This is a genomic window from Streptomyces sp. S465 (genome assembly GCF_026898115.1).
Lineage (GTDB): Bacteria > Actinomycetota > Actinomycetes > Streptomycetales > Streptomycetaceae > Streptomyces > Streptomyces luomodiensis.
This window is the reverse complement of sequence record NZ_CP114036.1, coordinates 3,956,244-3,979,446: the sequence shown is the minus strand read 5'-3', so window position 1 is coordinate 3,979,446 and position 23,203 is coordinate 3,956,244. Positions and strand designations below refer to the sequence as shown.

The 23,203-nt window shown below is 72.8% G+C and carries 18 protein-coding genes and 1 tRNA gene; 11 read left to right on the top strand and 8 right to left on the bottom strand.

Annotation, left to right across the window (positions count from 1 at the left end):
* Window positions 1-27: 27 nt before the first annotated feature.
* Window positions 28-861 carry an ABC transporter ATP-binding protein gene (locus N6H00_RS16740; protein ID WP_311036101.1) on the bottom strand — a complete coding sequence of 278 codons (834 nt, stop codon included), beginning with the start codon at window positions 859-861 and terminating at the stop codon, window positions 28-30.
* A 354-nt stretch (window positions 862-1,215) separates the two neighbouring features.
* Here N6H00_RS16740 and N6H00_RS16735 point away from each other — a divergent pair.
* Together N6H00_RS16735 and N6H00_RS16730 are read left to right on the top strand one after the other, a co-directional pair.
* Window positions 1,216-1,297: transfer RNA gene (locus N6H00_RS16735), tRNA-Leu, on the top strand.
* 185 nt (window positions 1,298-1,482) lie between these two features.
* The gene (locus N6H00_RS16730) at window positions 1,483-2,373 is read left to right on the top strand and encodes a Bax inhibitor-1/YccA family protein (RefSeq protein ID WP_268972525.1); all 891 of its coding nucleotides are present in this window, start codon (window positions 1,483-1,485) and stop codon (window positions 2,371-2,373) included.
* A 154-nt stretch (window positions 2,374-2,527) separates the two neighbouring features.
* On the opposite strand, the gene N6H00_RS16725 is transcribed toward N6H00_RS16730, so the two are convergent.
* Complete coding sequence (locus tag N6H00_RS16725) at window positions 2,528-2,758, bottom strand: DUF4287 domain-containing protein (RefSeq protein ID WP_268972524.1); 231 nt, start codon at window positions 2,756-2,758, stop codon at window positions 2,528-2,530.
* Between the two features lie 118 nt (window positions 2,759-2,876).
* Between N6H00_RS16725 and N6H00_RS16720 the strand changes: the two genes are divergently transcribed.
* Entirely contained in the window at window positions 2,877-3,218 is a 342-nt protein-coding gene (locus N6H00_RS16720) for a hypothetical protein (RefSeq protein WP_268972523.1), read from the top strand.
* Window positions 3,219-3,315: 97 nt separating this feature from the next.
* Here N6H00_RS16720 and N6H00_RS16715 read toward each other — a convergent pair whose 3' ends face one another.
* The 3 genes from N6H00_RS16715 to N6H00_RS16705 form a co-directional block, all read right to left on the bottom strand.
* Window positions 3,316-4,239: a hypothetical protein gene (locus tag N6H00_RS16715; RefSeq protein WP_443072968.1), complete on the bottom strand. Its 924-nt coding sequence runs from the start codon at window positions 4,237-4,239 to the stop codon at window positions 3,316-3,318.
* 198 nt (window positions 4,240-4,437) lie between these two features.
* Window positions 4,438-5,658, bottom strand: a complete 1,221-nt coding sequence (locus tag N6H00_RS16710; RefSeq protein WP_268972521.1) for an acetyl-CoA C-acetyltransferase — start codon at window positions 5,656-5,658, stop codon at window positions 4,438-4,440.
* 1,553 nt (window positions 5,659-7,211) lie between these two features.
* Window positions 7,212-8,243: an SGNH/GDSL hydrolase family protein gene (locus tag N6H00_RS16705; protein ID WP_268972519.1), complete on the bottom strand. Its 1,032-nt coding sequence runs from the start codon at window positions 8,241-8,243 to the stop codon at window positions 7,212-7,214.
* Window positions 8,244-8,438: 195 nt separating this feature from the next.
* Here N6H00_RS16705 and N6H00_RS16700 point away from each other — a divergent pair, with 195 nt between their 5' ends.
* Entirely contained in the window at window positions 8,439-9,824 is a 1,386-nt protein-coding gene (locus tag N6H00_RS16700) for a cystathionine beta-synthase (protein WP_268972518.1), read from the top strand.
* Window positions 9,825-10,170: 346 nt separating this feature from the next.
* Here N6H00_RS16700 and N6H00_RS16695 read toward each other — a convergent pair whose 3' ends face one another.
* Window positions 10,171-10,647, bottom strand: a complete 477-nt coding sequence (locus N6H00_RS16695; protein WP_268972517.1) for a hypothetical protein — start codon at window positions 10,645-10,647, stop codon at window positions 10,171-10,173.
* A gap of 106 nt (window positions 10,648-10,753) precedes the next feature.
* Between N6H00_RS16695 and N6H00_RS16690 the strand changes: the two genes are divergently transcribed.
* The 3 genes from N6H00_RS16690 (at window position 10,754) to N6H00_RS16680 (ending at window position 14,094) form a co-directional block, all read left to right on the top strand.
* Window positions 10,754-12,133: an acyl-CoA synthetase gene (locus tag N6H00_RS16690; RefSeq protein ID WP_268972516.1), complete on the top strand. Its 1,380-nt coding sequence runs from the start codon at window positions 10,754-10,756 to the stop codon at window positions 12,131-12,133.
* A gap of 250 nt (window positions 12,134-12,383) precedes the next feature.
* Complete coding sequence (locus N6H00_RS16685; RefSeq protein ID WP_268972514.1) at window positions 12,384-13,382, top strand: MurR/RpiR family transcriptional regulator; 999 nt, start codon at window positions 12,384-12,386, stop codon at window positions 13,380-13,382.
* A 124-nt stretch (window positions 13,383-13,506) separates the two neighbouring features.
* On the top strand, window positions 13,507-14,094 hold the full coding sequence (locus tag N6H00_RS16680; RefSeq protein ID WP_268972513.1) for a hypothetical protein: 588 nt from the start codon (window positions 13,507-13,509) through the stop codon (window positions 14,092-14,094).
* Between the two features lie 637 nt (window positions 14,095-14,731).
* On the opposite strand, the gene N6H00_RS16675 is transcribed toward N6H00_RS16680, so the two are convergent.
* Window positions 14,732-16,084, bottom strand: coding sequence for a diaminopimelate decarboxylase (locus N6H00_RS16675; RefSeq protein ID WP_268972511.1), 1,353 nt, complete (start codon window positions 16,082-16,084; stop codon window positions 14,732-14,734).
* 339 nt (window positions 16,085-16,423) lie between these two features.
* On the opposite strand from N6H00_RS16675, the gene hutU reads away from it, so the two are divergent.
* The 4 genes from hutU to hutI all read left to right on the top strand — a co-directional run bounded on the left by hutU (window position 16,424) and on the right by hutI (window position 21,967).
* Window positions 16,424-18,100 carry a urocanate hydratase gene (gene hutU / locus N6H00_RS16670; RefSeq protein ID WP_268972510.1) on the top strand — a complete coding sequence of 559 codons (1,677 nt, stop codon included), beginning with the start codon at window positions 16,424-16,426 and terminating at the stop codon, window positions 18,098-18,100.
* Window positions 18,101-18,132: 32 nt separating this feature from the next.
* Window positions 18,133-19,344, top strand: coding sequence for an allantoate amidohydrolase (locus N6H00_RS16665; protein ID WP_268976997.1), 1,212 nt, complete (start codon window positions 18,133-18,135; stop codon window positions 19,342-19,344).
* Complete coding sequence (locus N6H00_RS16660) at window positions 19,335-20,717, top strand: formimidoylglutamate deiminase (RefSeq protein WP_268972509.1); 1,383 nt, start codon at window positions 19,335-19,337, stop codon at window positions 20,715-20,717. The genes N6H00_RS16665 and N6H00_RS16660 overlap by 10 nt, the downstream gene beginning before the upstream one ends.
* Before the next feature lie 62 nt (window positions 20,718-20,779).
* A complete protein-coding gene (gene hutI, locus N6H00_RS16655; RefSeq protein WP_268972508.1) occupies window positions 20,780-21,967 on the top strand; it encodes an imidazolonepropionase in 1,188 nt (395 codons plus the stop codon).
* An 85-nt stretch (window positions 21,968-22,052) separates the two neighbouring features.
* Here the strand turns inward: hutI and N6H00_RS16650 are convergent, their stop codons facing one another.
* Window positions 22,053-23,000: an RNA polymerase sigma factor SigF gene (locus N6H00_RS16650; protein WP_268972507.1), complete on the bottom strand. Its 948-nt coding sequence runs from the start codon at window positions 22,998-23,000 to the stop codon at window positions 22,053-22,055.
* Between the last annotated feature and the right edge of the window lie 203 nt (window positions 23,001-23,203).

Sequence of the window (23,203 nt, the reverse complement as noted above, 5' to 3'; positions counted from 1 at the left end):
CGTGCGGCGGCGGGCGCGCGCCCCGCGTCAGCTCGTGCGGCCCTTGGCGTCAAAGCGCTTCATGCGGTCCAGGACCGAGTCGGCGGTGGGGTTGCGCAGCTCGTCCACGATCCGGCCGTCGGCGAGGAAGACCACCCGGTCGGAGTAGGAGGCGGCGACCGGGTCGTGGGTCACCATCACGATCGTCTGGCCCATTTCGCGCACCGAGTTGCGGAGGAAGCCCAGGACCTCCGCGCCGGAGCGGGAGTCCAGGTTGCCGGTCGGCTCGTCGGCGAAGATGATCTCCGGCTGGCCGGCCAGGGCGCGGGCCACGGCGACACGCTGCTGCTGACCACCCGACAGCTGGCTGGGGCGGTGCTTGAGCCGCCCGGCCAGACCGACCGTGGCCACGACCTGGTCCAGCCACGCCTGGTCGGCCTTACGGCCCGCGATGTCCATCGGAAGGGTGATGTTCTCCAGCGCGTTCAGCGTCGGCAGCAGGTTGAACGCCTGGAAGATGAAGCCGATCTTGTCGCGGCGCAGCTGGGTGAGCTTCTTGTCCTTGAGCGTGGTGAGTTCGACGTCGCCGATCCGGGCCGAGCCGCTGGAGACCGTGTCGAGGCCCGCCATGCAGTGCATCAGCGTCGACTTGCCGGAGCCGGAGGGGCCCATGATCGCGGTGAACTCGGCCTGGTGGAACTCGACGGAGACGGAGTCCAGGGCGTTCACCTGGGTCTCGCCCGCGCCGTAGACCTTGCAGAGGTCCGTGGCGCGGGCGGCCGCCGCGGTGGCGCGGAGGGCGGTGTCAACGCCGTAGGGGGTCGTGGTCACGGTGGATGGCTCCTGTCGTGCTCTACGGGAGTGGGCGGGGCGACACTCCATGGTTCCGGTTGGGAGGCGCGGGGGGATCACCCCGTGCTCCGGTTCTGCGGGGGGCCTCGCGATGTAGGCGGCGGAGACGGAGTCCTCCTTGAGTAGGAGACGAACCCCCGGACGGGACGACGAGATTGCGTCAATCCGCAGTTAATGGGGGTTCAGGGCATATCGGCAGGTCCAATGGCCGCCGGCGTCGCCGGGTACCCCGCCCCGATGCTGATGCACCCTCAGTTGCCAATAAAATAAGACAACCTCGGTCTGCGGATTCACTGTGCGGGGGCATGTCCCCGGATAGGCTCGTGCTGCTCTCTTCCAGGGGAGGGTCGTATGCGCTCCGTACGGCTCAGGGGGACCCGCTGGGCCCGGATGGTGGAATGCAGACACGGCGAGCTTAAACCTCGCTGCCCTCGCGGGCGTACCGGTTCAAGTCCGGTTCCGGGCACCTCCAGATCCCGTGGGCGCACTCAGCGTGTGGGAGTGGTCGCCCACTGTGCGTACGCGGGGCCCGCAGGGGCCTCGCGCGGCACCCCGCTGCGTGAAAAGATCCTCCTTGGGCACTAGGGTGCTTTCTTTGCTTACCCATTACTCTTGAGTCAAGGTCGCGCCCGGCGGCCATGGAGGAGTGAGATGAGGAGCAGCAACCCGGTCTTCTCGCGACGGGGGTTCAGCCGCAGCGGCGGCTACGCCGGTTTCGGCGCGGCGCCGCAGGCCGGGAGCCCCGTCGCCGGTCAGGGCAATCCGTACGCCGGCGGTAACCCGTACGCGCAGGCGCCCACGAACCCCTATGCGGCGGACGCCCAGCAGAACCTGACCCCCGAGCAGATGCAGCAGATGTACGGCGCGCCGCCGGCGAGCCCGCTGCAGACCGGCCGCATGACGATGGACGACGTCGTCATGCGCACCGGTATGACCCTCGGTACCGTCATCGTCGCCGCCGCGGTCGCCTGGATCGCGCAGCTTCCGGTGGGCGTGGGCTTCGGCGCCGCGCTCGTGGCGATGGTGCTCGGCCTCGTCCAGTCGTTCAAGCGCACGGTCTCGCCCGCGCTGATCATCGGTTACGCCCTCTTCGAGGGCCTCTTCCTCGGTGTCATCAGCCAGGTCTACAACGACCGCTGGTCCGGCATCCCGATGCAGGCCGTGCTCGGCACGATGGCCGTGTTCGTCGGTGTGCTGGTCGCGTACAAGACCCGCCTCATCCGGGTGAACGCGCGGTTCCAGCGCTTTGTGCTCGCCGCCGCCATCGGCTTCCTGCTGCTGATGACGGTCAACCTGCTGTTCGCCGCCTTCGGCGGCGGTGACGGCCTCGGCTTCCGCAGCGGTGGCCTCGGCATCGTCTTCGGCCTCGTCGGTGTCGTGCTCGGCGCGGCGTTCCTGGCGATGGACTTCAAGCAGGTGGAGGACGGCGTCCGGTACGGCGCTCCGCGCGAGGAGTCCTGGCTGGCCGCCTTCGGTCTGACGCTGTCGCTGGTCTGGATCTACCTGGAGCTGCTCCGGCTGATCTCCATCTTCAGGGACTAGCGCGCGTCAGGCGCGTAGCGCTTGACGCACCCCGTGGACGCACCACACAGAAGGGCCCGCGGAGGCGATGACCTCCGCGGGCCCTTCTTCCTATGCGGCTTGGGCCGTCCTGTCGGGTGGGTCTGTCATACACGCTTCTGCCTCCGGGCAGGGGCTACAGCAGCTTGCGTGCCGCGCGCCTCAAATCGTGTTCGTGGACGATGGCTTTCGCGTGACCGTAGGCGAGCTGATGCTCACCACGCAGCCAGCTGACCTTCTCCTCGAAGCGGAAGAAAGCGGGGCCCTCGTCGATCGTGCGCAGCCAGTCGGCGACTTCACGGCCTGTGCAGTGGGGGATGCGGGAGAGTAGGTTCCGGTGAGTCTCGTCGGAGAAGATTTGGGACATCGGCGCCTCCGGACGCGTCCATTCCGGTCCCGGGCCCAGGCCCGGGTTTCCTTCAGCTCACCGTGCCTGAGTGTTCGCCCGTTGGCAACAGTCCGTCGGTGGCGCATACGCTCGGGGCGTGGATGATGTGACCCCGCTGCTGACCGCCGTCGACCGGCTCGCCGACCGGCTGCGCGCCCTGCCGCAGTCCCGGCTGCGCGCGGGCGCCGCGGCCGCGGGACTGGCGCTGGCAAGGGAATTGTCGCTGCGCGCACAGCGTCTCGAGGAGCCGGGAACCCCGCCGCGGACCATGCCGGACGCGGGGATGTTCGTGGTCGCCGACCAGGTCGCGGTGGCCGGACATGACTTGGTGCACGCGCTGGAGCGTGCGCCGGGCGGCGCCGGGGGCGGCCGTACGGCGGAGGGAGTCGCCGAGGCGGTCGCGCTCGTGGCGGAGACGGCCGGGCGCTGCGGGGTCTGAGCGCCCGCCGGTCCGGCTCTCAGCGGCCCCCAGCGGTTCTTGGCGGGGCTTGGCCGGGCGCTTCTGCCGAGGGCTGCGTCGAGGGCTCTGCAGGGGCTTACAGCGAGGCGATGACGCGGTCGGCGAGGACGTACACGTTCTCCTCGCCGCAACCGAACGTGAGCGCGTACGCACCGGAGACGCCCGAGCCGCCGAGCAGCACCGGGGTGGTGCCCTCGCGCAGCGCGTCCGCCAGCCGCTCCGCCGTCTCCCGGTGGCCCGGGGTCATGCAGATCGTGGTGCCGTCGGCGAACACGTAGACGTCGAGGGTGCCGAGGGGGCCGGGGCGCACATCGGACAGCGGGGTGCGGGCGTCGGCCAGCTCGGTGATCCTGGTCACCGTGCGGTCGTGGTCGGCGACGGGCGACGAGGGGGTGAAGTCGGGGTGGGACGGATGGCGCCGACGGGCCGCCGCGAGCTCGGCCGACTCCATGGGCTCGGCGGCCGGCTCCGCCTCGGCGCCCAGCTCCACCTCGGCCTCGACCTCGGGTGCCTGGTCCCCGGCCGGGTCCAGGGCCTCGGGGCCCAGCGCGTCCAGGCCGAGCAGCGGTTCGAGCCCGGCCAGATCGGCCTGGCGGGGCACGAAGAGCTGCGCGTCCTGTGCGGAGTCCTCGCCGAAGCCGCTCGCCCCGCCCAGCAGCGAAGGGGAGTCGGCCGCCCCACCGGCGTCCCTGGCCTCCTGGGCGGCCCAGAACGCCCGCGCCTCGGCCAGCTCGCGCTCCCGCTCCTCGGCGAGCGCCTCGGCCACGGCCGCGCGTATCTCGGCGGCCGGGGTGGCGCGCGGCGCGGGCACCGGCGCACCGTCCTCCTCGCCGCCGCCGCCGCCTCCGCCGGTCCGGGCACCGGCGGCGACGGTGGCCGCGAGCTCGGCGCGCAGCTCGCTGATCTCCCGGCGCACACCGCGCGCGGTGTGCAGGGCGGCCGCCCCTACGGCCGTGGCGGTCACCGCGGCCAGGAGGAGGGCAAGAGTCATGGGGCTCACTGACGTAACTCCCGGTTGGCTGTTGATCCCCCGAATTCCTACCTCAGCTTGACGCTTATCGCCTCTCGACGTCAGTGCATACCATCACGAAATGGGCAGAATTCGGTACCGGGAGGGCCTTTGGTCACCGGTGCTGAGCAGGGCGGAAGGCCCGCCCCCAGGACCTTCGTCACATCCTGGGGGAGATTCGGTCACGGCTCAGCTGAGCCGTTCGATCACCATGGCCATGCCCTGGCCGCCCCCGACGCACATCGTCTCGAGGCCGAACTGCTTGTCGTGGAACTGAAGCGAATTGATCAGCGTGCCGGTGATCCGGGCGCCGGTCATGCCGAAGGGGTGGCCCACGGCGATCGCGCCGCCGTTGACGTTGAGGCGGTCCAGGTCGATGCCCAGATCGCGGTAGGACGGGATGACCTGCGCGGCGAACGCCTCGTTGATCTCCACCAGGTCGATGTCGCCGATCGCCATCCCGGCGCGGGCCAGCGCCTGCTGGGACGCCTCGACCGGTCCGTAGCCCATGATCTCGGGGGAGAGGCCGGAGACGCCGGTCGACACGATCCGGGCCAGCGGGGTCACGCCCAGCTCCCGCGCCTTGGTGTCCGACATGATCACCAGCGCCGCGGCGCCGTCGTTGAGCGGGCAGCAGTTGCCCGCGGTGATCCGGCCGTCGGGGCGGAAGACCGGCTTCAGGCCCCGCACCGCCTCCAGGGTGGTGCCCGCGCGGGGGCCGTCGTCCTTGCTGACGACCGTGCCGTCGGGCGTGGTCACCGGGGTGATCTCACGCTCCCAGAAGCCCTTCTCGATGGCCTGCTCGGCGAGGTTCTGGGACCGCACGCCGAACTCGTCCATCTCCTCGCGGGTGATCCCCTTGAGCCGGGCCAGGTTCTCGGCCGTCTGGCCCATCGCGATGTACGGGTCGGGGAGCAGACCGTCCTCGCGCGGGTCGTGCCAGTCGGTGCCCTCCTGCCCGGCGCGCTCGGCCGTACGGGCCTCGGCCTCCGCGAACAGCGGGTTATGGGTGTCCGGCAGCCCGTCCGAGGTGCCCTTGTTCGACCGCGAGACCATCTCGACGCCCGCCGAGATGAAGACGTCGCCCTCCCCCGCCTTGATGGCGTGCAGCGCCATCCGCGAGGTCTGGAGGGAGGAGGAGCAGTAGCGGGTGATCGTACAGCCGGGGAGGTGGTCCATCCCCATCTGCACGGCCACGATCCGGCCCAGGTTGTGCCCCTGCTCACCGCCCGGCAGCCCGCAGCCGAGCATCAGGTCGTCGATCTCGCGCGGGTCGAGCTCGGGGACCTTGGCGAGCGCGGCCTGGATGATCTCGGCGGTGAGGTCGTCCGGCCGCAGATCCTTGAGCGATCCCTTGAAGGCACGGCCGATGGGCGAACGGGCGGCAGAGACGATCACTGCTTCGGGCATCACGGCTCCATGGGGGCGGGGTACGGGCTGGACTGTGAGGGAAGCTACCCGCACGTATCGCAGGGGTCACGGGGTGCGGGCTGTGACGCGGGACTCTTTTTTCCAAGCGTACGCTCAGGCGGTCCGGCGCACCCGCCCTGAGCCCGGTGCCCCCGGGCCGGGGCCCGTCCGCACCGTCGCCGGGTGCGGCACCGTCTCGCGCCTTCGGCGCATGTGAGCAGCGGGGCAGGGGGTTGGGGCCGCGGGCTTCGCCGCCGGCCGCCGGACCGGTGGCGGCAAGGGCCGGTGGTGGCCTCCCCTGGCCGGGGCCGAGGCCGACGCCGGGCAGCAGGGGGTTGGGGGCCTCGCCGCCGCCGGTGCGCTCCTGCTGGGGCTGGCCACCCAGGGCAGCGCGGCCGCCGATCCGGTGCTGCGCGACCTGGACGTGGGGGTGTTCCATCGCAGGTCAGGGGCGGTCTTCTCTGTCTCTCGGTCCTCCCCGCCGACGTGGGAGTGTTCCGCTCCCGGGACGCCCCGGAGGGGCTTTTCGCGTGTCCTCTCCGCCACCCTCTCTGGAAAACGCTTGATGAATTAGTTGCGCCAGATCAAGCGTTCTCAGAAGAGGTGCCGGGAGGGGGCGGACCGGCCCCCTATGGCCCGGAGTCCGGAGAGGCCCCGGCCACCGAACACGGAAGCCGCCACCGGGCCCACACCCACCGGCCCGGCACCCGGCAGCGAAGCCCGCGCCCCCACCCCCTGCCCCGCTGCTCAATTGCGCCGAAGGCGCGAGACGAAAGCCGCACTTGGCCGAGCAGATCGGCTTGCACCGGAGGGGCGCGACAGCCCGCACGCGGCGACGCCATGACGCCTCGGGGGGCGCCCTGCCCCGGCGTCCGGCCCCGCGGCCCCGGCTCGGGTCCCCGCCCCGGCCGCTCGGCCCCGGCCCTGCGGCCCCGGTGCCCGGTCCTGGCTCAGGGCCCCGGCTCCGGCTCGGGAGTTCCAGTCCCGGCCCGGGAGCCGTGGGCTCCGAAGGGGCGGACGGGGGTCGTGGGGCTCGGATCGGGGGTAAGCGGCCGGTGGGGTTGCGGGGCCTGGTGGGGGCCGGTGGGGGCCTGGGGCCTGTTGGGGGTAGCGGTCGGTGGGGCCGTGGGGCCCGGTGGGGTTGTGGGGCCTGGTGGGGGCCGGTGGGGACCTGGGGCCTGGTGGGGGTAGCGGTCGGTGGGGCCGTGGGGCCCGGTGGGTGTGGGGCCCGGCGGGGGCGGTGGGCCGTGAGGCCCGGTAGGGGGCAGCGGTCGGTGGGGCATGGGGCCCGGTGGGGGTGGCCGGTGGGTTGTGGGGCCCGGCCGGGGTCCGGGTATCCGCCCCACGTACCACGGCCCGTGGCGGCACACGCTCGGTGACGATCGGGTCACGCGGAGGAGGCGTGGGTCGGGCCCGGCGAGGTCGCGTGGCGGGCGGGCGGCGGGTGGCCGGCGGTTGGTGGCGGGTGAGGGTCATGGGCCCGGCCGGGGTAGCGGTTGGTGGGGGCCCGTGGGGCCCGGCGGGGGTCGGTGGGGGCGTGGGCCCCGTGGGGGTCAGCAGGTGGTGGGGGGTGGGGGTGCGGGGGACGAGGCGTTGGTGGGGTCGGCCACGGTCGTCGGCTCCTTCGGGGCGAGCCGATGGCGGCGCAGCAGCCGGGCCCAGGTGCCGCGGGCCGCGGTGACCTCGGTGCCGCCTTCGGCGGCCGCCTCGGCCGCCGCCGTGGCGACCGGCAGGATGCCCTCGTCGAGCGTTTCCGGCGCCTCCTCGGGCCACAGGCCCAGTGAGTCGCACAGGGTCGGCAGAACGGCCATCGCGGCCGTGGCGTACCCCTCCGCCGAGGGGTGGTAGTTGTCCGGGCCGAACAGCTCGCGCGGGTTGGCCGCGAACTCGGGGCCGAGCAGATCGCCCAGTGAGACCGTGCGCCCGCCCTGCTCGACCACCCCGATCGTCTGCGCGGCGGCCAGCTGTCGGCTCAGCCGCCGCGCGATCCAGCGCAGCGGCTGATAGACGGGCTCGATCGTGCCGAGGTCGGGACAGGTGCCCACCACCACCTCGCAGCCGTACGCGCGCAGCCTGCGCACCGCGTCCGACAGCAGCCGCACCGACGTGGCGGGCGGCATCCGGCGGGTGACGTCATTGGCGCCGATCATGATCACGCAGACGTCGGGGAGCAGCTCGGGGTCCTCCAGCACCAGCGAGACCTGGCGCTCCAGATCGCTGGACTGCGCCCCCGGCAGCGCCACGTTCCGCAGGTCCACCGGGCGTTCGGCGACCGCCGCGAGCCCCGAGGCGAGCAGCGCGCCCGGTGTCTGGCTGGGGCGGTGGACGCCCTGTCCGGCGGCCGTGGAGTCGCCGAGAAAGGCCAGCCGCAGGGGTGGCTGGCCGGTCCTGCGGGCGAAGGCGAAGCCATATCGGCCGTCCGCACGCGGTGGCGGATCCTCGGACCCGCCCACGACCCGCTTCGCATGGGACACCTCGGTGAGCAACAGCACGGCGGTCACCCCGCCCAGCAGCCCGATCCCGCCGCCCCCGTACGCCGCCGCGGCCGCGATCCGCCGCGCCACCCTCGCCCTCGACATCGACATGGGTCCAGCCCACCTCCGTCCGCACGCGCACGCGCTTCTTACTCCTTTGTACGCCTTGCTAACAGCTTGTTGCCCCGTGCAGGCTTCGTCCCAACGCACCGGCCGGAGGCGGGGCGCGCAATAAGCTGACAGCACGGCCCCGCGACGGTGGCCGTCCCGACGCGGAGATCCCGCGGAACCGGACCAGGAGCAGGCGTGCAGTACTACGAATCGATGATTGAGCTGGTCGGCAATACCCCGCTGGTGAAGCTCAACACGGTGACCGAAGGCATCCGGGCGACCGTCCTGGCCAAGGTCGAATACTTCAACCCCGGCGGCTCGGTGAAGGACCGGATCGCGGTCCGGATGATCGAGGCCGCCGAGCGCTCGGGGGAGCTCAAGCCGGGCGGCACCATCGTCGAGCCGACATCCGGCAACACGGGCGTGGGCCTGGCCATGGTCGCCCAGCGCAAGGGCTACAAGTGCGTCTTCGTCTGCCCGGACAAGGTGTCCACGGACAAGATCAATGTGCTGCGGGCCTACGGTGCCGAGGTCGTGGTCTGCCCCACCGCCGTGGACCCCGAGCACCCCGACTCGTACTACAACGTCTCCGACCGCCTGGTCCGCGAGACGCCGGGTGCCTGGAAGCCCGACCAGTACAGCAACCCCAACAACCCGCTCTCCCACTACGAGACCACCGGCCCCGAGCTGTGGGAGCAGACCGAGGGGAAGATCACCCACTTCGTGGCGGGCGTCGGCACCGGCGGCACGATCTCCGGCACCGGCCGCTATCTGAAGGAGGCCAGCGAGGGCCGGGTCCGGGTCGTCGGCGCCGACCCCGAGGGCTCGGTCTACTCCGGCGGCTCCGGGCGCCCGTACCTGATCGAGGGCGTCGGTGAGGACTTCTGGCCGACCGCGTACGACCAGGCCGTCGCGGACGAGATCGTCGCGGTCTCCGACAAGGACGCCTTCCAGATGACGCGGCGGCTGGCCAAGGAGGAGGGGCTGCTGGTCGGCGGCTCCTGCGGGATGGCGGTCGTGGCGGCGCTGAAGGTCGCCGAGCGACTCGGTCCGGACGATGTGGTGGTCGTCCTGCTGCCCGACAGCGGCCGCGGCTATCTGTCCAAGATCTTCAACGATGAGTGGATGGCCGACTACGGCTTCCTGGAGGAGGGCGGCCCCTCGGTGCGCGTCGGGGACGTGCTCCAGGGCAAGGAGGGCGGGCTGCCCTCGCTGGTCCATATGCACCCGGACGAGACGGTGGGCCAGGCCATCGACGTGCTGCGGGAGTACGGCGTCTCGCAGATGCCGATCGTCAAGCCGGGCGCCGGGCACCCGGATGTGATGGCCGCCGAGGTCATCGGTTCGGTGGTGGAACGCGAGCTGCTGGACGCCCTGTTCGCCCGGCGCGCGGAGCTGACCGACCCGCTGGAGAAGCACATGAGCCCGCCGCTGCCGCACGTCGGCTCCGGTGAGCCGGTCGAGGACCTGATGGCGGTGCTGGGCACGGCGGACGCGGCGATCGTGCTGGTGGAGGGGAAGCCGAAGGGCGTGGTGAGCCGGCAGGACCTGCTGGCCTACCTGGCCAGCGGCACCAAGTGAGGGTGTGTGAGGCGCCCAACCGCCTGTTGACCCGTAAGGGGCCCAACGCCCTGTGACCGGGGTCCGTTCGGGCTTCGGGCAAGTGGTACGTACGTGTCACGCGCCCGCAGCACAGGGTTAACACAGCTCCGGCACATTGGTGGGTGTCGGAAGGACGACACCGACACCCACGAGGCGGCGACAGGACCTCCGGAGCGGCTCCCGGACCTCCAGGTCGCCCGGACGCGGGAGCCCGGCCCTGACCCGGTCCGCGTCCCCGCGGGGACCGCCGTCGTCCCGCCCTCGGTGCCCAGCACCGGGGTGCGGCGGTCCCCGCGTATTTCTCGAGACCCGGTTCTCCCCCCGGCTACCGCTGGGCGGTGTCCCCGGAAGACCCCGGCACCCGCGGCGTCCGCTCCCCGTCCGATGCGCGGCTCCGGCGCAGCCGGCAGAGGGCTCCCGCCGCGTGGACCGCGTTGACGCCGAAGATTCCGGACCAGGTGACCAGCAGACCGGGCAGGCCCGCGTTCACCACGCCGATCGCCGACAGCGGGATCGCCAGCACCAGGGAGACCCCGACGAAGGCGAAGCGCTCGCCGAGGCCCAGGCCATGGGCCTGGTCCGGCTGGGCGCCGGTGGCGTACGGGCGGGCGCCGCGCGCCGTGGCCATCTGCTGTTCGGCGAGCCGGCGGCGGACCTGCCGGTCCGCCGCATCGTCGAAGCGCTGCTCGACCTTCTCCATGAAGGAGTCGACCAGCTCCGACTCGTACTCCGCGCCCAGTTCCTTACGGGTCTGCAGGGCCGCGTCGAGTTCCTTTTTCAGATCCGGGTCACGGGCGTCCATGCTGAATGACGGTACGGTCGCGGGGACGCTTTGTCGGTAGGGCCGGCCCCCGGAAGAAGAAGGGGGCGAAAGGCGTCCCTGGCCCGCTGTGGAAGGAGTCCGTTCCGTGTCCGCACCTCTCCTCACGTCCCTCGCCGCGCCCGGCGGCGACCGCCCCGACGCGCTGAGCGTCGGCGGCCGCTCCCTCTCGCGCGAGGAGCTGCTGGGCGCCGCGGGCGCGGTGGCGGCCCGTATCGCCGGTGCGCCGGTCGTCGCGGTCCGGGCGACCGCGACCCCGGAGACGGTGGTCGCGGTGGTCGGCGCGCTGCTGGCCGGGGTGCCGGTGGTGCCCGTACCGCCGGACTCCGGCCCGGCCGAGCGGGACCACATACTGCGGGACTCCGGCGCCACCCTGCTGCTCACCGGGGAGGCCGTCGAGGCCCCCGTGGAGACCGTCCCGGTGGATCCGACCGAGCGGGCGGCGTGGGCCAAGCCGGAGCCGGACCCGGAGTCCACGGCGTTCATCCTCTACACCTCGGGGACCACGGGGGCGCCCAAGGGCGCGCTGATCTCCCGGCGGGCGGTGGCCGCCGATCTGGACGGGCTCGCCGCGGCCTGGGCCTGGACCGCGGAGGACACCCTGGTGCACGGTCTGCCGCTGTTCCATGTGCACGGGCTGGTGCTCGGTGTGCTGGGCCCGCTGCGGGTGGGCAGCCGCCTGGTGCACACCGGCAAGCCGACCCCGGCGGCGTACGCGGCGGCGGGCGGCAGCCTCTACTTCGGCGTGCCCACGGTCTGGAACCGGGTCGTCCAGGACCCGGACTCCGCCCGCGCCCTGGCCTCCGCCCGGCTGCTGGTCTCCGGCAGCGCCCCGCTGCCCGCCCCCGTCTTCCGCGATCTGGAACGGCTCACCGGCCAGCGGCCCATCGAGCGCTACGGCATGACCGAGACCCTCATCACCATCTCCACCCGGGCCGACGGTGAGCGCCGCCCCGGCTATGTCGGCACCCCGCTGGCCGGTATCCGCACCCGGATCGCCGCCGAGGAGGGCGCCGAGATCGGTGAGCTCCAGCTGACCGGCCCGACCCTCTTCGACGGCTATCTGAACCGGCCCGAGGCCACGGCCGGTTCGTACACCGAGGACGGCTGGTTCCGCACGGGCGACATCGCCGCCGTCGACCCGGACGGCTTCCACCGCATCGTGGGCCGCGCCTCCACCGACCTGATCAAGTCCGGGGGCTACCGCATCGGCGCGGGCGAGGTGGAGAACGCCCTGCTGGACCATCCGGCCGTCCGCGAGGCCGCCGTCGTGGGCGCCCCGCACGACGATCTGGGTCAGGAGATCGTCGCGTATGTCGTCGCGGACGGCATCGGGGAACGGGAGCTGATCGACTTCGTCGCCGCCCAGCTCTCCGTCCACAAGCGGCCCCGCAAGGTCCGCTTCCTGGAGGCGCTGCCGCGCAACGCCATGGGCAAGCCGCAGAAGAAGCTGCTGCCCCCGGCCTGAGACCGGCCGGGGCCCGGCCGGAGCCCGGTCTGAGCCCGGTCTGAGCCCGGCTCGCGGCCGGGCCCCGCCCAGCCCTCGTGCGCCGCGCTCTCGCCGATCCCGACCGGTGCCGCCTTCGCCCCGGCGTCGGAAGTGCTCGATCCACGGATGCCGGACCGCCCGTTGACAGAGGATGTGGCGGTGGCCGCACGCCTGCTCGACCGGCTGGCGGGAGCATGAGGGATGAGGGTAGGAAGGTCAGGAGGACCGGATGAGTACGGACAACGGGGTGGGCGGTGCGAGGGTGACGCCGAGGGGCGAGGACGTCGCGGCGGCGCCGCCGGGCACGTCGGCCGACTCGGCCGGCTCTGCTGCCGGCTCGGATGAGCCTGCCGGCTCGGCCGGCTCGGGCGCGCCTGCCGGTTCGGCCGGATCCGGTGCCTCGACCGCCGCCCGGCTTCAGGCGCTCTTCGAGGGCCACCGGCTGACCCCGACCCAGCGGCGGATCGCCCACTGCATGGTGCGGCGGGCGGCGGACGCGCCGTTCCTCTCCAGCGTCGAGCTGGCCGAGCTGGCGGGCGTCAGCCAGCCGTCCGTGACCCGCTTCGCGGTCGCCCTCGGCTTCGACGGCTATCCGGCGCTGCGCAAGCATCTGCGCGAGGTCGCCCCGGCCGGGCCGGAGGCGCACGAGGGGTCGTACAACGAGTACCAGCAGGCCGTGCTGGCCGAGATCGACAATCTGCGCCATCTCGCCGCGCTGCTGGCCGACCCCGCCCCCGTCGTCCGTGCCGGCCGGCTGCTCGCGGGCTCCCGTCCGCTGCCGGTCCTCGGTCTGCGGGCCGCCTCCGCGCAGGCCCGCGGCTTCACGTACTTCGCACGCAAGGTCCATCCGGACGTCCGGCTGCTCGACGAGGGCGGCACGATACTGGCCGACCGCGTCGACGCGGCGAGGCACGCGGGCGCGACGGTGCTGCTGTGCTTCGCGCTGCCGCGCCATCCGCGTGAGGTCGTCGAGGGTCTGGAGTACGCCCGGGAGGCGGGCCTGACCGTGGTCACCGTCGCCGACAGCGCCTTCGCCCCGGTCGCCCGCCACAGCGATCTGCTGCTGCCCGCGGCGGTCGGTACGGGCCTCGCCTTCGACACCGCGTGCGCGCCGATGCTGCTCGGGCGGGTGCTGCTCGAGGCGATGTGCGACGCGCTGCCGGACGCGCAGGCGCGCTTGGAGGAGTTCGACGCGAAGGCCGCGGAGCGGGGCCTGTTCGTGGAGTGAGCCCCTTCGGCACTGCCCAGGGTTCCGGTTCCGCCCCTCTCACCGAATTCTCAGGCATGCTGGCTAAATTCCTTGGTTCGACGGGGATTTCTGCCGGGATTCGTCAGGGATGAGGAGGTCGGTCGTGGGGCGCGGGGCGTATGCGCTGGCACGGGTGGCGGTGATCGTGAGGGCTTCCGCGGGGTGGCTGTGGTGGCTCGGTGTGCTGGCCGCGGGGATCGGAGTGCTGCTGCCGGGGCTGACCGGGCGCCGGATCGGAGTGCTCGCCGGGGCGGCGCTCTTCCTGATCGCCGCGGTCGTCGTCTTCATGGTGCGGCGCAAGCGGTATCTGACGCTGGCGCGCGGCGCTTCGCGCGCGGGCAAGTCGGTCTTCCTCCAGGACCGCGCGGTGACCGTACGGACCCGCCGACGCGCCGTGCGGTGGTGGCTGCTGTTGTCGTTCCTCGCCGCGGTGGGCTCGTCCTTCGCCGTTCCGGCGGCGGGCGGGATGCTGATGGCGGGGCTCGGCGTGGGGCTGTGGGCCAAGGCGCTGTGGCTGGGCCGCTGGGAACGCGCGAACGATGTGCTGCTGTGGGTGCGCCCGGAGTGGGTCCCTCGTGGACGGCCCGCGGGCAAGGCGGTGAACGGCTACCAGACGACGGGGATCGTGGCCGGGGACGCGGGGCCGGGCGGTGCGCGACGCGCCCGAGCGGTGGTGTCGGCCGCGCGCTGAGGGGTTGCCCGGTAGCGGGGCTCGCTCTGCGTTGGGGGCTGCTCCGTGGTGGGGCTCGCCCCCGTGTTGAGGGATTGCCTCGTGGTGGGGCTTGCGCGCGTTGGGGGGTTGCTCCGTGGTGGGGCTTGCCGCGCGTTGGGGGGTTGCCTCGTGGTGGGGCTTGCGCGCGTTGGGGGGTTGCTCCGTGGTGGGGCTTGCCGCGCGTTGGGGGGTTGCTCCGTGGTGGGGCTTGCGCGCGTTGGGGGGTTGCTCCGTGGTGGGGCTTGCCGCGTGTTGGGGGGTTGCTCCGTGGTGGGGCTCGCCCCGTGTTGAGGGGTCGCCTCGCGGTGGGGCTTGCCGCGCGCTGAAGGAGTTGCCCCGTATCAGGGGCTCGCCCCGCGCTGGGGGTTACCCCGCGCTGGGGTTGCGCGGCGTGGGCGGGCGTGGCGCCGGCGCGCGCCGTCGGCGCCTCTGAGTACGGGACCGGGGGGCGCCCTGGCCGGGGCCCGTCGCCGATCGCCGGGTCGGTGGGGCGGGGCCGGTGGCGCCTCCCCTGGTCCAGGCTGGGCACCGCCGGCCGTCCGACCGGCCCGCCGGGCGGCGATGCGGTCCGCGCCGTCCGCGCCCGTCCTCACACGCACCGACGCCCGAACAACGCCTACCGCAGCCGGCTGAGGGCCAACGCGTGCGCGACCCCGCTCTCGGCCACGATCTCGTCCATCGTCTGCGGCTCCCGTACCGTCGCGAAGCGCACGCCGCCGTCGGTGGTGGCGTCGAAGCCGTAGATCCCCGGCCGGGGCAGGCTGTTGTACGCGAAGTGGTTGGAGAAGTAGTACGCGCCCGTGTCCAGCAGGCCGATCAGGTCGCCCGCCGCCAGCTCCGGCAGTGGGCGGTCGCAGGCGATCAGGTCGCCCGCGAAACAGCAGGGGCCGGCGACGTCCTGGGGGATCGGGCCGTCGGCCGGTTTGGGGCGGCCCTCCGCGTCGTAGGCCGTGACGCGCAGCGGCCAGGCGTCGGGGGCGAAGACCGTGCGGGTGGCGAGCTGGGCGCCCGCGTGGGTGACCGCGATCGGGCGGCCGCCCGCGGACTTGGTGTACTCGACCCGGGCCAGCACCAGGCCCGACTTGGCGATCAGGGACCGTCCGAACTCGGTGACCAGGCCGTACCGCCCGTCGAAGAGCCCCGGCACGGCGGCCCGCAGCAGCTGTGCGTACTCCCGGTGGCCGGGGGTGATCTCGTCGGAGGCGAAGTTCACCGGGAGCCCGCCGCCGATGTCGAGGGTGTCGATCTGCCGGCGGCCGACCGCCTGGTTGATCTCCTCGGCCAGTTCGTAGGCCACCCGTACGCCCCCCGCCATCAGCTCCAGCGGGCAGCCCTGGGAGCCGACGTGTGCGTGCAGCCGGGTCAGCCAGGGACGGTCGGCGAAGGCGCGGACGACCCATTCGCGCGCCCCCGGGTCCTGGAGGGCGATGCCGAACTTGGAGGTCGCGGTGGCCGTGCTCAGCGCGCCTATGGTGCCGCCGCCCACCTGGGGGTTGACCCGCAGACCCAGGGGCGGGGGCGGGGCCGGGTGGTGCCGCACCAGCGCGCTGAGCCGGTCCAGTTCCTGCGGGTTGTCGGCGTTGACGGCGATGCCCAGGTCGAGGGCCTCGCGCAGCTCCGCGGGGGTCTTGGCGGGGGAGTCGAGGACGATCCGGTCGGGCGTCACCCCCGCCGCGCGGGCCAGCGCCAGCTCGCCGGGGCTGGCCACCTCACAGCCCAGGCCCTCGTCGGCCAGCAGCCGCAGTACGGGGACGAGCGCGGCGGCCTTGACCGCGAAGGCGTGCAGAACGGGGGTGCCGGGCGCGACGACCTCGTCGAAGGCCGCGCGCAGCGCGGCGGCGGCGGTGCGGATCCCGGCCACGTCCAGCAGCCCGACCACGGGCTGGTCCGGGCCGAGCAGTCCCTGTTCCACGGCGGCCCGCACGGCCTGTCGGCGGCGGGCGGCGAGCGCAACCGGTGTCGACGTCATGACGTCAGCCAACCATCCGGGGACGGCTGCCGACCAGATCCGTGGAGGACGCTGCGGGGCGTACGTCCGGCCGCATCAGCTCGCGCCGCGCCCGTGGATATGCGCCCAGTCGGTTCCGGTTCTCGTTCTCCGCCATGCCTCCACGCTAGGCGCCCGACGCGAGCTGAGCCTGTCCCTGTCGCTGTACGCCGAGCGCGCGGGCCCCGACGGACGGTCCCAGCTGACGGCCTCGGGCCGAGGGCTTCCCGACACCACGCCGCCCGGCCCTATTGACTAGGCATATTCACCGCATCAGTATGTGAATAACTCAATCCAGTCACGGCCAGGGAGGCTTGGCTCATGTCAGGACCGCGACCCGTACGGGCCCCGCGTGGTACGGAGCTCAGCGCCCGGGGATGGCAGCAGGAAGCCGCCCTGCGGATGCTCCAGAACAACCTCGACCCGGAGGTCGCCGAGCACCCCGACCAGCTGGTCGTCTACGGCGGCACCGGTAAGGCGGCCCGCGACTGGCGCTCGTTCGACGCCATGGTCCGCACCCTGCGCACGCTGAAGCAGGACGAGACGATGCTGGTCCAGTCGGGCCGCCCGGTGGGCGTCATGCAGACCCACGAATGGGCGCCGCGGGTGCTGATCGCCAACTCCAACCTGGTCGGGGACTGGGCCAACTGGGAGGAGTTCCGCCGCCTGGAGGCGCTGGGCCTGACCATGTACGGCCAGATGACCGCGGGCTCCTGGATCTACATCGGCACCCAGGGCATCCTCCAGGGCACCTACGAGACCTTCGCCGCCGTGGCCGCGAAGCTGCGTTCCACGGGCAAGGGGACCGACGGCACCCTGGCCGGGACGATCACCCTCACCGCGGGCCTCGGCGGCATGGGCGGCGCCCAGCCGCTGGCGGTCACCATGAACGGCGGCGTCGCGATCTGTATCGACTGCGATCCGCGCGCCATCGAGCGCCGGATCGGCCACCGCTACCTGGACGTCCGCGCCGACAGCCTGGACCACGCCCTCGAACTGGCGACCGAGGCGCGCGACGCCCGGCGTCCCCTGTCGATCGGCGTGCTGGGGAACGCGGCCGAGCTGGTCCCGGCGCTGCTCGCGCGGAACGCCCCGATCGACATCGTCACCGACCAGACCAGCGCCCACGACCCGCTGTCGTATCTGCCGATCGGCGTGGACTTCGACCAGATGGCCTCGTACGCCGCCGAGAAGCCCGCGGACTTCACCCAGCGGGCGCGCGAGTCCATGGCCCGGCACGTCGAGGCCATGGTCGGCTTCATGGACGCGGGCGCGGAGGTCTTCGACTACGGCAACTCGATCCGCGGCGAGGCCAAGCTCGCGGGCTTCGAGCGCGCCTTCGCCTTCCCCGGCTTCGTGCCCGCCTACATCCGGCCGCTCTTCTGCGAGGGCAAGGGCCCCTTCCGCTGGGCGGCGCTGTCCGGCGACCCGAAGGACATCGCGGCCACCGACCGGGCGCTCCTCGAACTCTTCCCGGAGAACGAGTCGCTGGCCCGCTGGATCACGATGGCGGGGGAGCGGGTCCACTTCCAGGGGCTGCCCGCCCGTATCTGCTGGCTCGGCTACGGCGAGCGCGACAAGGCGGGCGAGCGCTTCAACGAGATGGTCGCCGACGGCACGCTCGCCGCACCGCTGGCGATCGGCCGCGACCACCTCGACTGCGGCTCGGTGGCCTCCCCGTACCGCGAGACCGAGGCCATGCTGGACGGCTCGGACGCGATCGCCGACTGGCCGCTGCTCAACGCCATGGTCAACGTCGCCTCGGGCGCGTCCTGGGTCTCCATCCACCACGGCGGCGGCGTCGGCATGGGCCGCTCGATCCACGCGGGTCAGGTCACGGTCGCCGACGGCACCGCGCAGGCGGGCGAGAAGATCCGCCGGGTGCTGACGAACGACCCCGGCATGGGCGTGATCCGCCACGTGGACGCGGGTTACGACCGCGCGGAGCAGGTCGCTCGGGAGCAGGACGTCCGGGTTCCGATGAGGGAGACGGAGTGAACCAGGAGAACTCCGGCGCGTCGTTCCACGCGATGTGGCGCGACCTCGCCCCCATCGGCCGCGACACCACGACGAACGGCTACCGCCGCTACGCCTGGACCGAAGCCGACGCCGACTGCCGAACGTGGTTCGAGGAGCAAGCCCGGAACCGCGACCTCACCTACGAGGTGGACCGCAACGGCAACCAATGGGCCTGGCTGGGCGACCCCACGGCGGGGGACGCCGTGGTCACCGGCTCCCACCTGGACTCCGTCCCCGACGGCGGCGCCTTCGACGGCCCGCTGGGCGTCGTCTCCTCCTTCGCCGCCCTCGACGAGCTGCGGGCACGCGGCGCGCGCCCCGTCAAACCGCTCGCCGTCGTCAACTTTGGCGACGAGGAGGGCGCCCGCTTCGGTCTGGCCTGCGTCGGCTCCCGGCTCACCGCCGGGCAGCTGACCAGGGAACAGGCGCACGGACTCCGCGACGCGGACGGCGTCTCGCTGCCCCGGGCCATGGAGCGCGCCGGATACGACCCGGACGCCATCGGGCCCGACCCGGAGCGGCTGGCCCGTATCGGCGCGTTCGTCGAGCTCCACATCGAGCAGGGACGGGCCCTGTCGGCGCGGTCCGACGGCGGCTCCGCCGCGGACGCGGCCCCCGTGGGCGTCGCCTCCGCGATCTGGCCGCACGGCCGCTGGCGGTTCGACTTCCACGGTGAGGCCAACCACGCCGGGACGACCCGGATCGAGGACCGCCGCGATCCGATGCTCACCTACGCCAACACCGTCCTCGCGGCCCGTAAGAAGGCCAGGGTCGCGGGGGCGCTGGCGACGTTCGGCAAGGTCCGCGTCGAGCCGAACGGGGTCAACGCGATCGCGAGCCTGGTGCGCGGCTGGCTGGACTCCCGCGCCGCCGACGAGGAGACCCTGGCCGCCGTGGTCGGCGAGATCGAGCGCGCCGCCGTCGAGCGCGGCCGGCGCGACGGGGTGGACGTCCGGGTGACCCGGGAGTCCTTCACCCCGGTCGTCGAGTTCGCCCACGCCCTCCGGGACCGGCTGTCGGGGCTGCTGGGCGGCGTTCCGGTGCTCCCCACCGGGGCCGGGCACGACGCCGGCATTTTGTCCGCGTCCGTTCCGACGGCCATGCTGTTCGTAAGGAACCCCACCGGCGTCTCGCACTCACCCGCGGAGACGGCGGGCGAGGACGACTGCCTCGCCGGTGTGGCCGCGCTCGCGGAGGTACTGGAGGGCCTGGCGTGTCACTGACGGCGCAGACGTACTGGGCGGAGCACGCCTGGGTGGACGGAGGCGTGTGGTCGGACGTGGTGATCGTGGCCGCCGCCAATGGGCGGATCACGGCGGTGGTGCCCGGGAGACCGCGGCCGCCCGCCGGCTCCGTCACCCTCCGTGGTCTGACGCTTCCCGGCCTGGCCAACGCCCACAGCCATGCCTTCCACCGGGCGCTGCGCGGGGTCGTACAGGCGCAGGGCGAGGCGGACCGGCCGGGCACGGGGGCACCGGACTCCTTCTGGACCTGGCGCGAGGTGATGTACCAGGTCGCCGGCCGGCTGACCCCGGACAGCTACTTCGAGTTGGCCCGCGCCGTCTACGCCGAGATGGCCATGGCCGGGATCACCTGCGTCGGGGAATTCCACTACCTGCATCACGCCCCCGGCGGCGCCCGCTACGGCAATCCCAACGCGATGGGGGAGGCCCTGATCGCGGCCGCGGCCGAGGCCGGTATCCGGATCACCCTGCTGGACACCTGCTATCTCTCCTCCGGTTTCGGGGCCGAGCCCAACGAGCACCAGCTGCGCTTCTCCGACGGCACGGCCGAGGGCTGGGCCGAGCGGGTCCAAGAGCTGAAGGCCGACGGCAACACCCGCATCGGCGCGGCGATCCACTCGGTGCGGGCCGTCCCCGTCGATCAGCTGGCGACCGTCTCCGGCTGGGCCCAGGAGCGCACGGCGCCCCTGCACGTCCACCTCTCCGAGCAGACCGCCGAGAACGACGCCTGTGTGGAGGCCCACGGCTTCACGCCCACCCGGCTGCTCGCCGACCACGGGGTGCTGGGCCCGCGCACGACCGCCGTGCACGCCACCCATCTCACCCCCGGCGACATCCGGCTCCTGGGGCATACCTCCACCGGTGTCTGTATGTGCCCGACCACCGAGCGTGACCTCGCCGACGGGATCGGCCCGGCCGCCGAGCTGCACGGTGCGGGCTCCCCGCTCTCGCTGGGCAGCGACAGCCATGCCGTGATCGACATCCTGGAGGAGGCCCGCGCCATGGAGCTCGACGAGCGGCTGCACACCCGCGCCCGGGGCCACTGGACCGCGGCCCAGCTGCTGCGGGCCGCCACCGTGGACGGCCATGCGGCGCTCGGCTGGGGCGCGGACGCGGGCCGGATCGAGGTGGGCGCGCTCGCCGACCTCACCACGATCGCGCTGGACTCGGTGCGCACGGCGGGGCCGCCGTCCCGGCTGGGCGCGGAGACCGCCGTATTCGCAGCGACCAACGCGGATGTCCGGCACACCGTGGTCGGCGGCCGCCATGTCGTACGGGACGGCGCCCATCAGCTCGTCCCCCGTGTCCCCCAAGCGCTGGCCGAGTCCATCGCGGCCCTGTACGACTGGTGATCCGGCCGCGGCCGCCCCGGCCGACGCAACCGCCCCGGCCGACGAAGGAGAACGCCCGCACCATGACGACCGCGACGACCGCCACGCCCACGACCGCCATCACCAACATCGCCGCTCTGGTCACCAATGACCCCTCCCTCGGTGACGGCCCCCTCGGCCTGATCCGGGACGCGGCCGTCGTGATCGACGGCGACCGCGTCGCCTGGGTCGGTGGGACAAGCAAAGCACCCGCCACCGACAACCGGGTCGACGCCGGAGGCCGGGCGGCCATCCCGGGCTTCGTGGACTCCCACTCCCATCTGGTCTTCGCGGGCGACCGGACCGAGGAGTTCAACGCCCGGATGTCCGGCCGCCCGTACAGCGCCGGCGGCATCCGCACCACCGTCGCCGCCACCCGCGCCGCCTCGAACAACGTGCTGCACGCCAACGTCGGCCGCTATGTGGCCGAGGCGCGCCGCCAGGGCACCACGACCGTCGAGATCAAGTCCGGCTACGGGCTGACCTCGCAGGACGAGGCCCGCGCCCTGACCATCGCCGGGGCCCACACCGACGAGGTGACCTTCCTCGGGGCGCATATCGTCGCCCCCGAGTTCGCCGACGATCCGGCCGGCTACGTGGATCTGGTCACCGGTCCCATGCTGGACGCCTGCGCCCCGCACGCCCGCTGGATCGACGTCTTCTGCGAGCAGGGCGCCTTCGACGGCGATCAGGCCCGCGCCATCCTGACCGCGGGCAAGGAGCGCGGGCTGACCCCACGGGTCCATGCCAACCAGCTCTCCCACGGCCCCGGGGTGCGGCTGGCGGTGGAGCTCGGCGCCGCCTCCGCCGACCACTGCACCCATCTGACCGACGCCGACGTCGACGCGCTGGCCCAGGGGGAGACGGTCGCCACCCTGCTGCCCGGGGCGGAGTTCTCCACCCGCTCGGTCTATCCGGACGCGCGCCGGCTGCTCGACGCGGGCGTCACGGTCGCCCTGTCCCCCGACTGCAACCCGGGCTCGTCCTTCACCAGCTCCATGCCGTTCTGTATCGCCCTGGCGGTACGGGACATGGGGATGACCCCCGACGAGGCCGTATGGGCCGCCACGGCCGGTGGGGCGCGGGCCCTGCGCCGTACCGATGTGGGCCGGGTGAGTCCGGGCGCCCGCGCCGATCTGGCGCTGCTGGACGCCCCCTCGCATGTGCACCTCGCCTACCGCCCCGGCGTCCCCCTGGTCTCGGCGGTGTGGCAGCACGGCACCCTGGTCTGACGCCCTGGCAGCGCGGCATGGAGCGCGCACGGATAAGGGCCCGTCCCGGTGCGCGGGGGCGGGCCCTTATCCGTCTGCGGAGGCGTCACTCCTCGATCATCAGTCCCTTGCGGAGCCGACGGAGGGTGCGCGACAGCAGCCGCGAGACATGCATCTGGGAGATGCCCAGCTCCTCGCCGATCTCCGACTGCGTCATGTTCGCCACGAAGCGCAGGGAGAGGATCTTCCGGTCGCGTGCGGGCAGGTCGGCGATCAGCGGCTTCAGGGACTCGACGTACTCGATGCCCTCGAGCCCGTGGTCCTCGTAGCCGATCCGGTCCGCCAGCGCTCCCTCGGAGTCGTCCTCCTCGGGCTGGGCGTCCAGCGAGCTCGCGGTGTACGCGTTGCTCGCGGCCATGCCCTCGACGACCTCTGCCTGGGTGATGTCCAGCCGCTCGGCCAACTCGCCGACGGTGGGCGCGCGGTCGAGCCGCTGCGCCAGTTCGTCGCCGGCCTTGGCCAGGTCGAGCCGGAGCTCCTGGAGCCGCCTCGGCACGCGCACCGACCAGCTGGTGTCGCGGAAGAAGCGCTTGATCTCACCGACGATGGTCGGCATCGCGAAGGTGGGGAACTCGACGCCGCGGCCGAGTTCGAAGCGGTCGATGGCCTTGATCAGGCCGATGGTGCCGACCTGGATGATGTCCTCCATCGGCTCGCTGCGGGAGCGGAACCGGGAGGCGGCGAACTTGACCAGCGCCAAGTTGAGCTCGACCAGGGTGTTACGCACATAGGCGTACTCGTGGGTGCCTTCTTCCAGCACCTCGAGGCGTTCGAAGAGGGTCTTGGACAGCGCCCTCGCGTCCACCGGTGCCACCGTGTCATACGGGGGTATCTCCGGCAGATCGGACAATTCCGGCAGTTCCTCGAAGAGGTGGCCGACGGTCGCCTGGACGTCCATGTCGGGTACGAACTGCTCGGGCAGGGGGGTCGACGAGACGGTGGTCCGGGTACTCCCCGAGGGTTCGGTACGCGTGTCGTCGAGGCGGGGTGACATAGTCTCCTCCATCGTTCTCGGCATATGGCTGCCGGTGCCATAACGTGCTGCTCCGGTGAGCGGCGCCTCCAAAGCCGGGCCGTAAGCGGGTGTGTCTCTCTACGCCTACCTGCAACGGCCACCAAGTGGCAAGTCCACGTTGTCCATATTTGCCGAACTATGCGAAATGTTCGGCTACCAGGGGACCGGGTAGAAGGCGTAGG

Coding starts and splice junctions, on each gene's coding strand:
- N6H00_RS16695 (WP_268972517.1), bottom strand. CDS start 10,647: ATGGACGCCCGTGACCCGGATCTGAAAAAGGAACTCGACGCGGCCCTG.
- hutU (WP_268972510.1), top strand. CDS start 16,424: ATGTCAGGACCGCGACCCGTACGGGCCCCGCGTGGTACGGAGCTCAGC.
- N6H00_RS16665 (WP_268976997.1), top strand. CDS start 18,133: ATGTGGCGCGACCTCGCCCCCATCGGCCGCGACACCACGACGAACGGC.
- N6H00_RS16675 (WP_268972511.1), bottom strand. CDS start 16,084: ATGACGTCGACACCGGTTGCGCTCGCCGCCCGCCGCCGACAGGCCGTG.
- N6H00_RS16740 (WP_311036101.1), bottom strand. CDS start 861: ATGGAGTGTCGCCCCGCCCACTCCCGTAGAGCACGACAGGAGCCATCC.
- N6H00_RS16705 (WP_268972519.1), bottom strand. CDS start 8,243: ATGTCGATGTCGAGGGCGAGGGTGGCGCGGCGGATCGCGGCCGCGGCG.
- N6H00_RS16710 (WP_268972521.1), bottom strand. CDS start 5,658: ATGCCCGAAGCAGTGATCGTCTCTGCCGCCCGTTCGCCCATCGGCCGT.
- N6H00_RS16730 (WP_268972525.1), top strand. CDS start 1,483: ATGAGGAGCAGCAACCCGGTCTTCTCGCGACGGGGGTTCAGCCGCAGC.
- N6H00_RS16650 (WP_268972507.1), bottom strand. CDS start 23,000: ATGTCACCCCGCCTCGACGACACGCGTACCGAACCCTCGGGGAGTACC.
- N6H00_RS16685 (WP_268972514.1), top strand. CDS start 12,384: ATGAGTACGGACAACGGGGTGGGCGGTGCGAGGGTGACGCCGAGGGGC.
- N6H00_RS16725 (WP_268972524.1), bottom strand. CDS start 2,758: ATGTCCCAAATCTTCTCCGACGAGACTCACCGGAACCTACTCTCCCGC.
- hutI (WP_268972508.1), top strand. CDS start 20,780: ATGACGACCGCGACGACCGCCACGCCCACGACCGCCATCACCAACATC.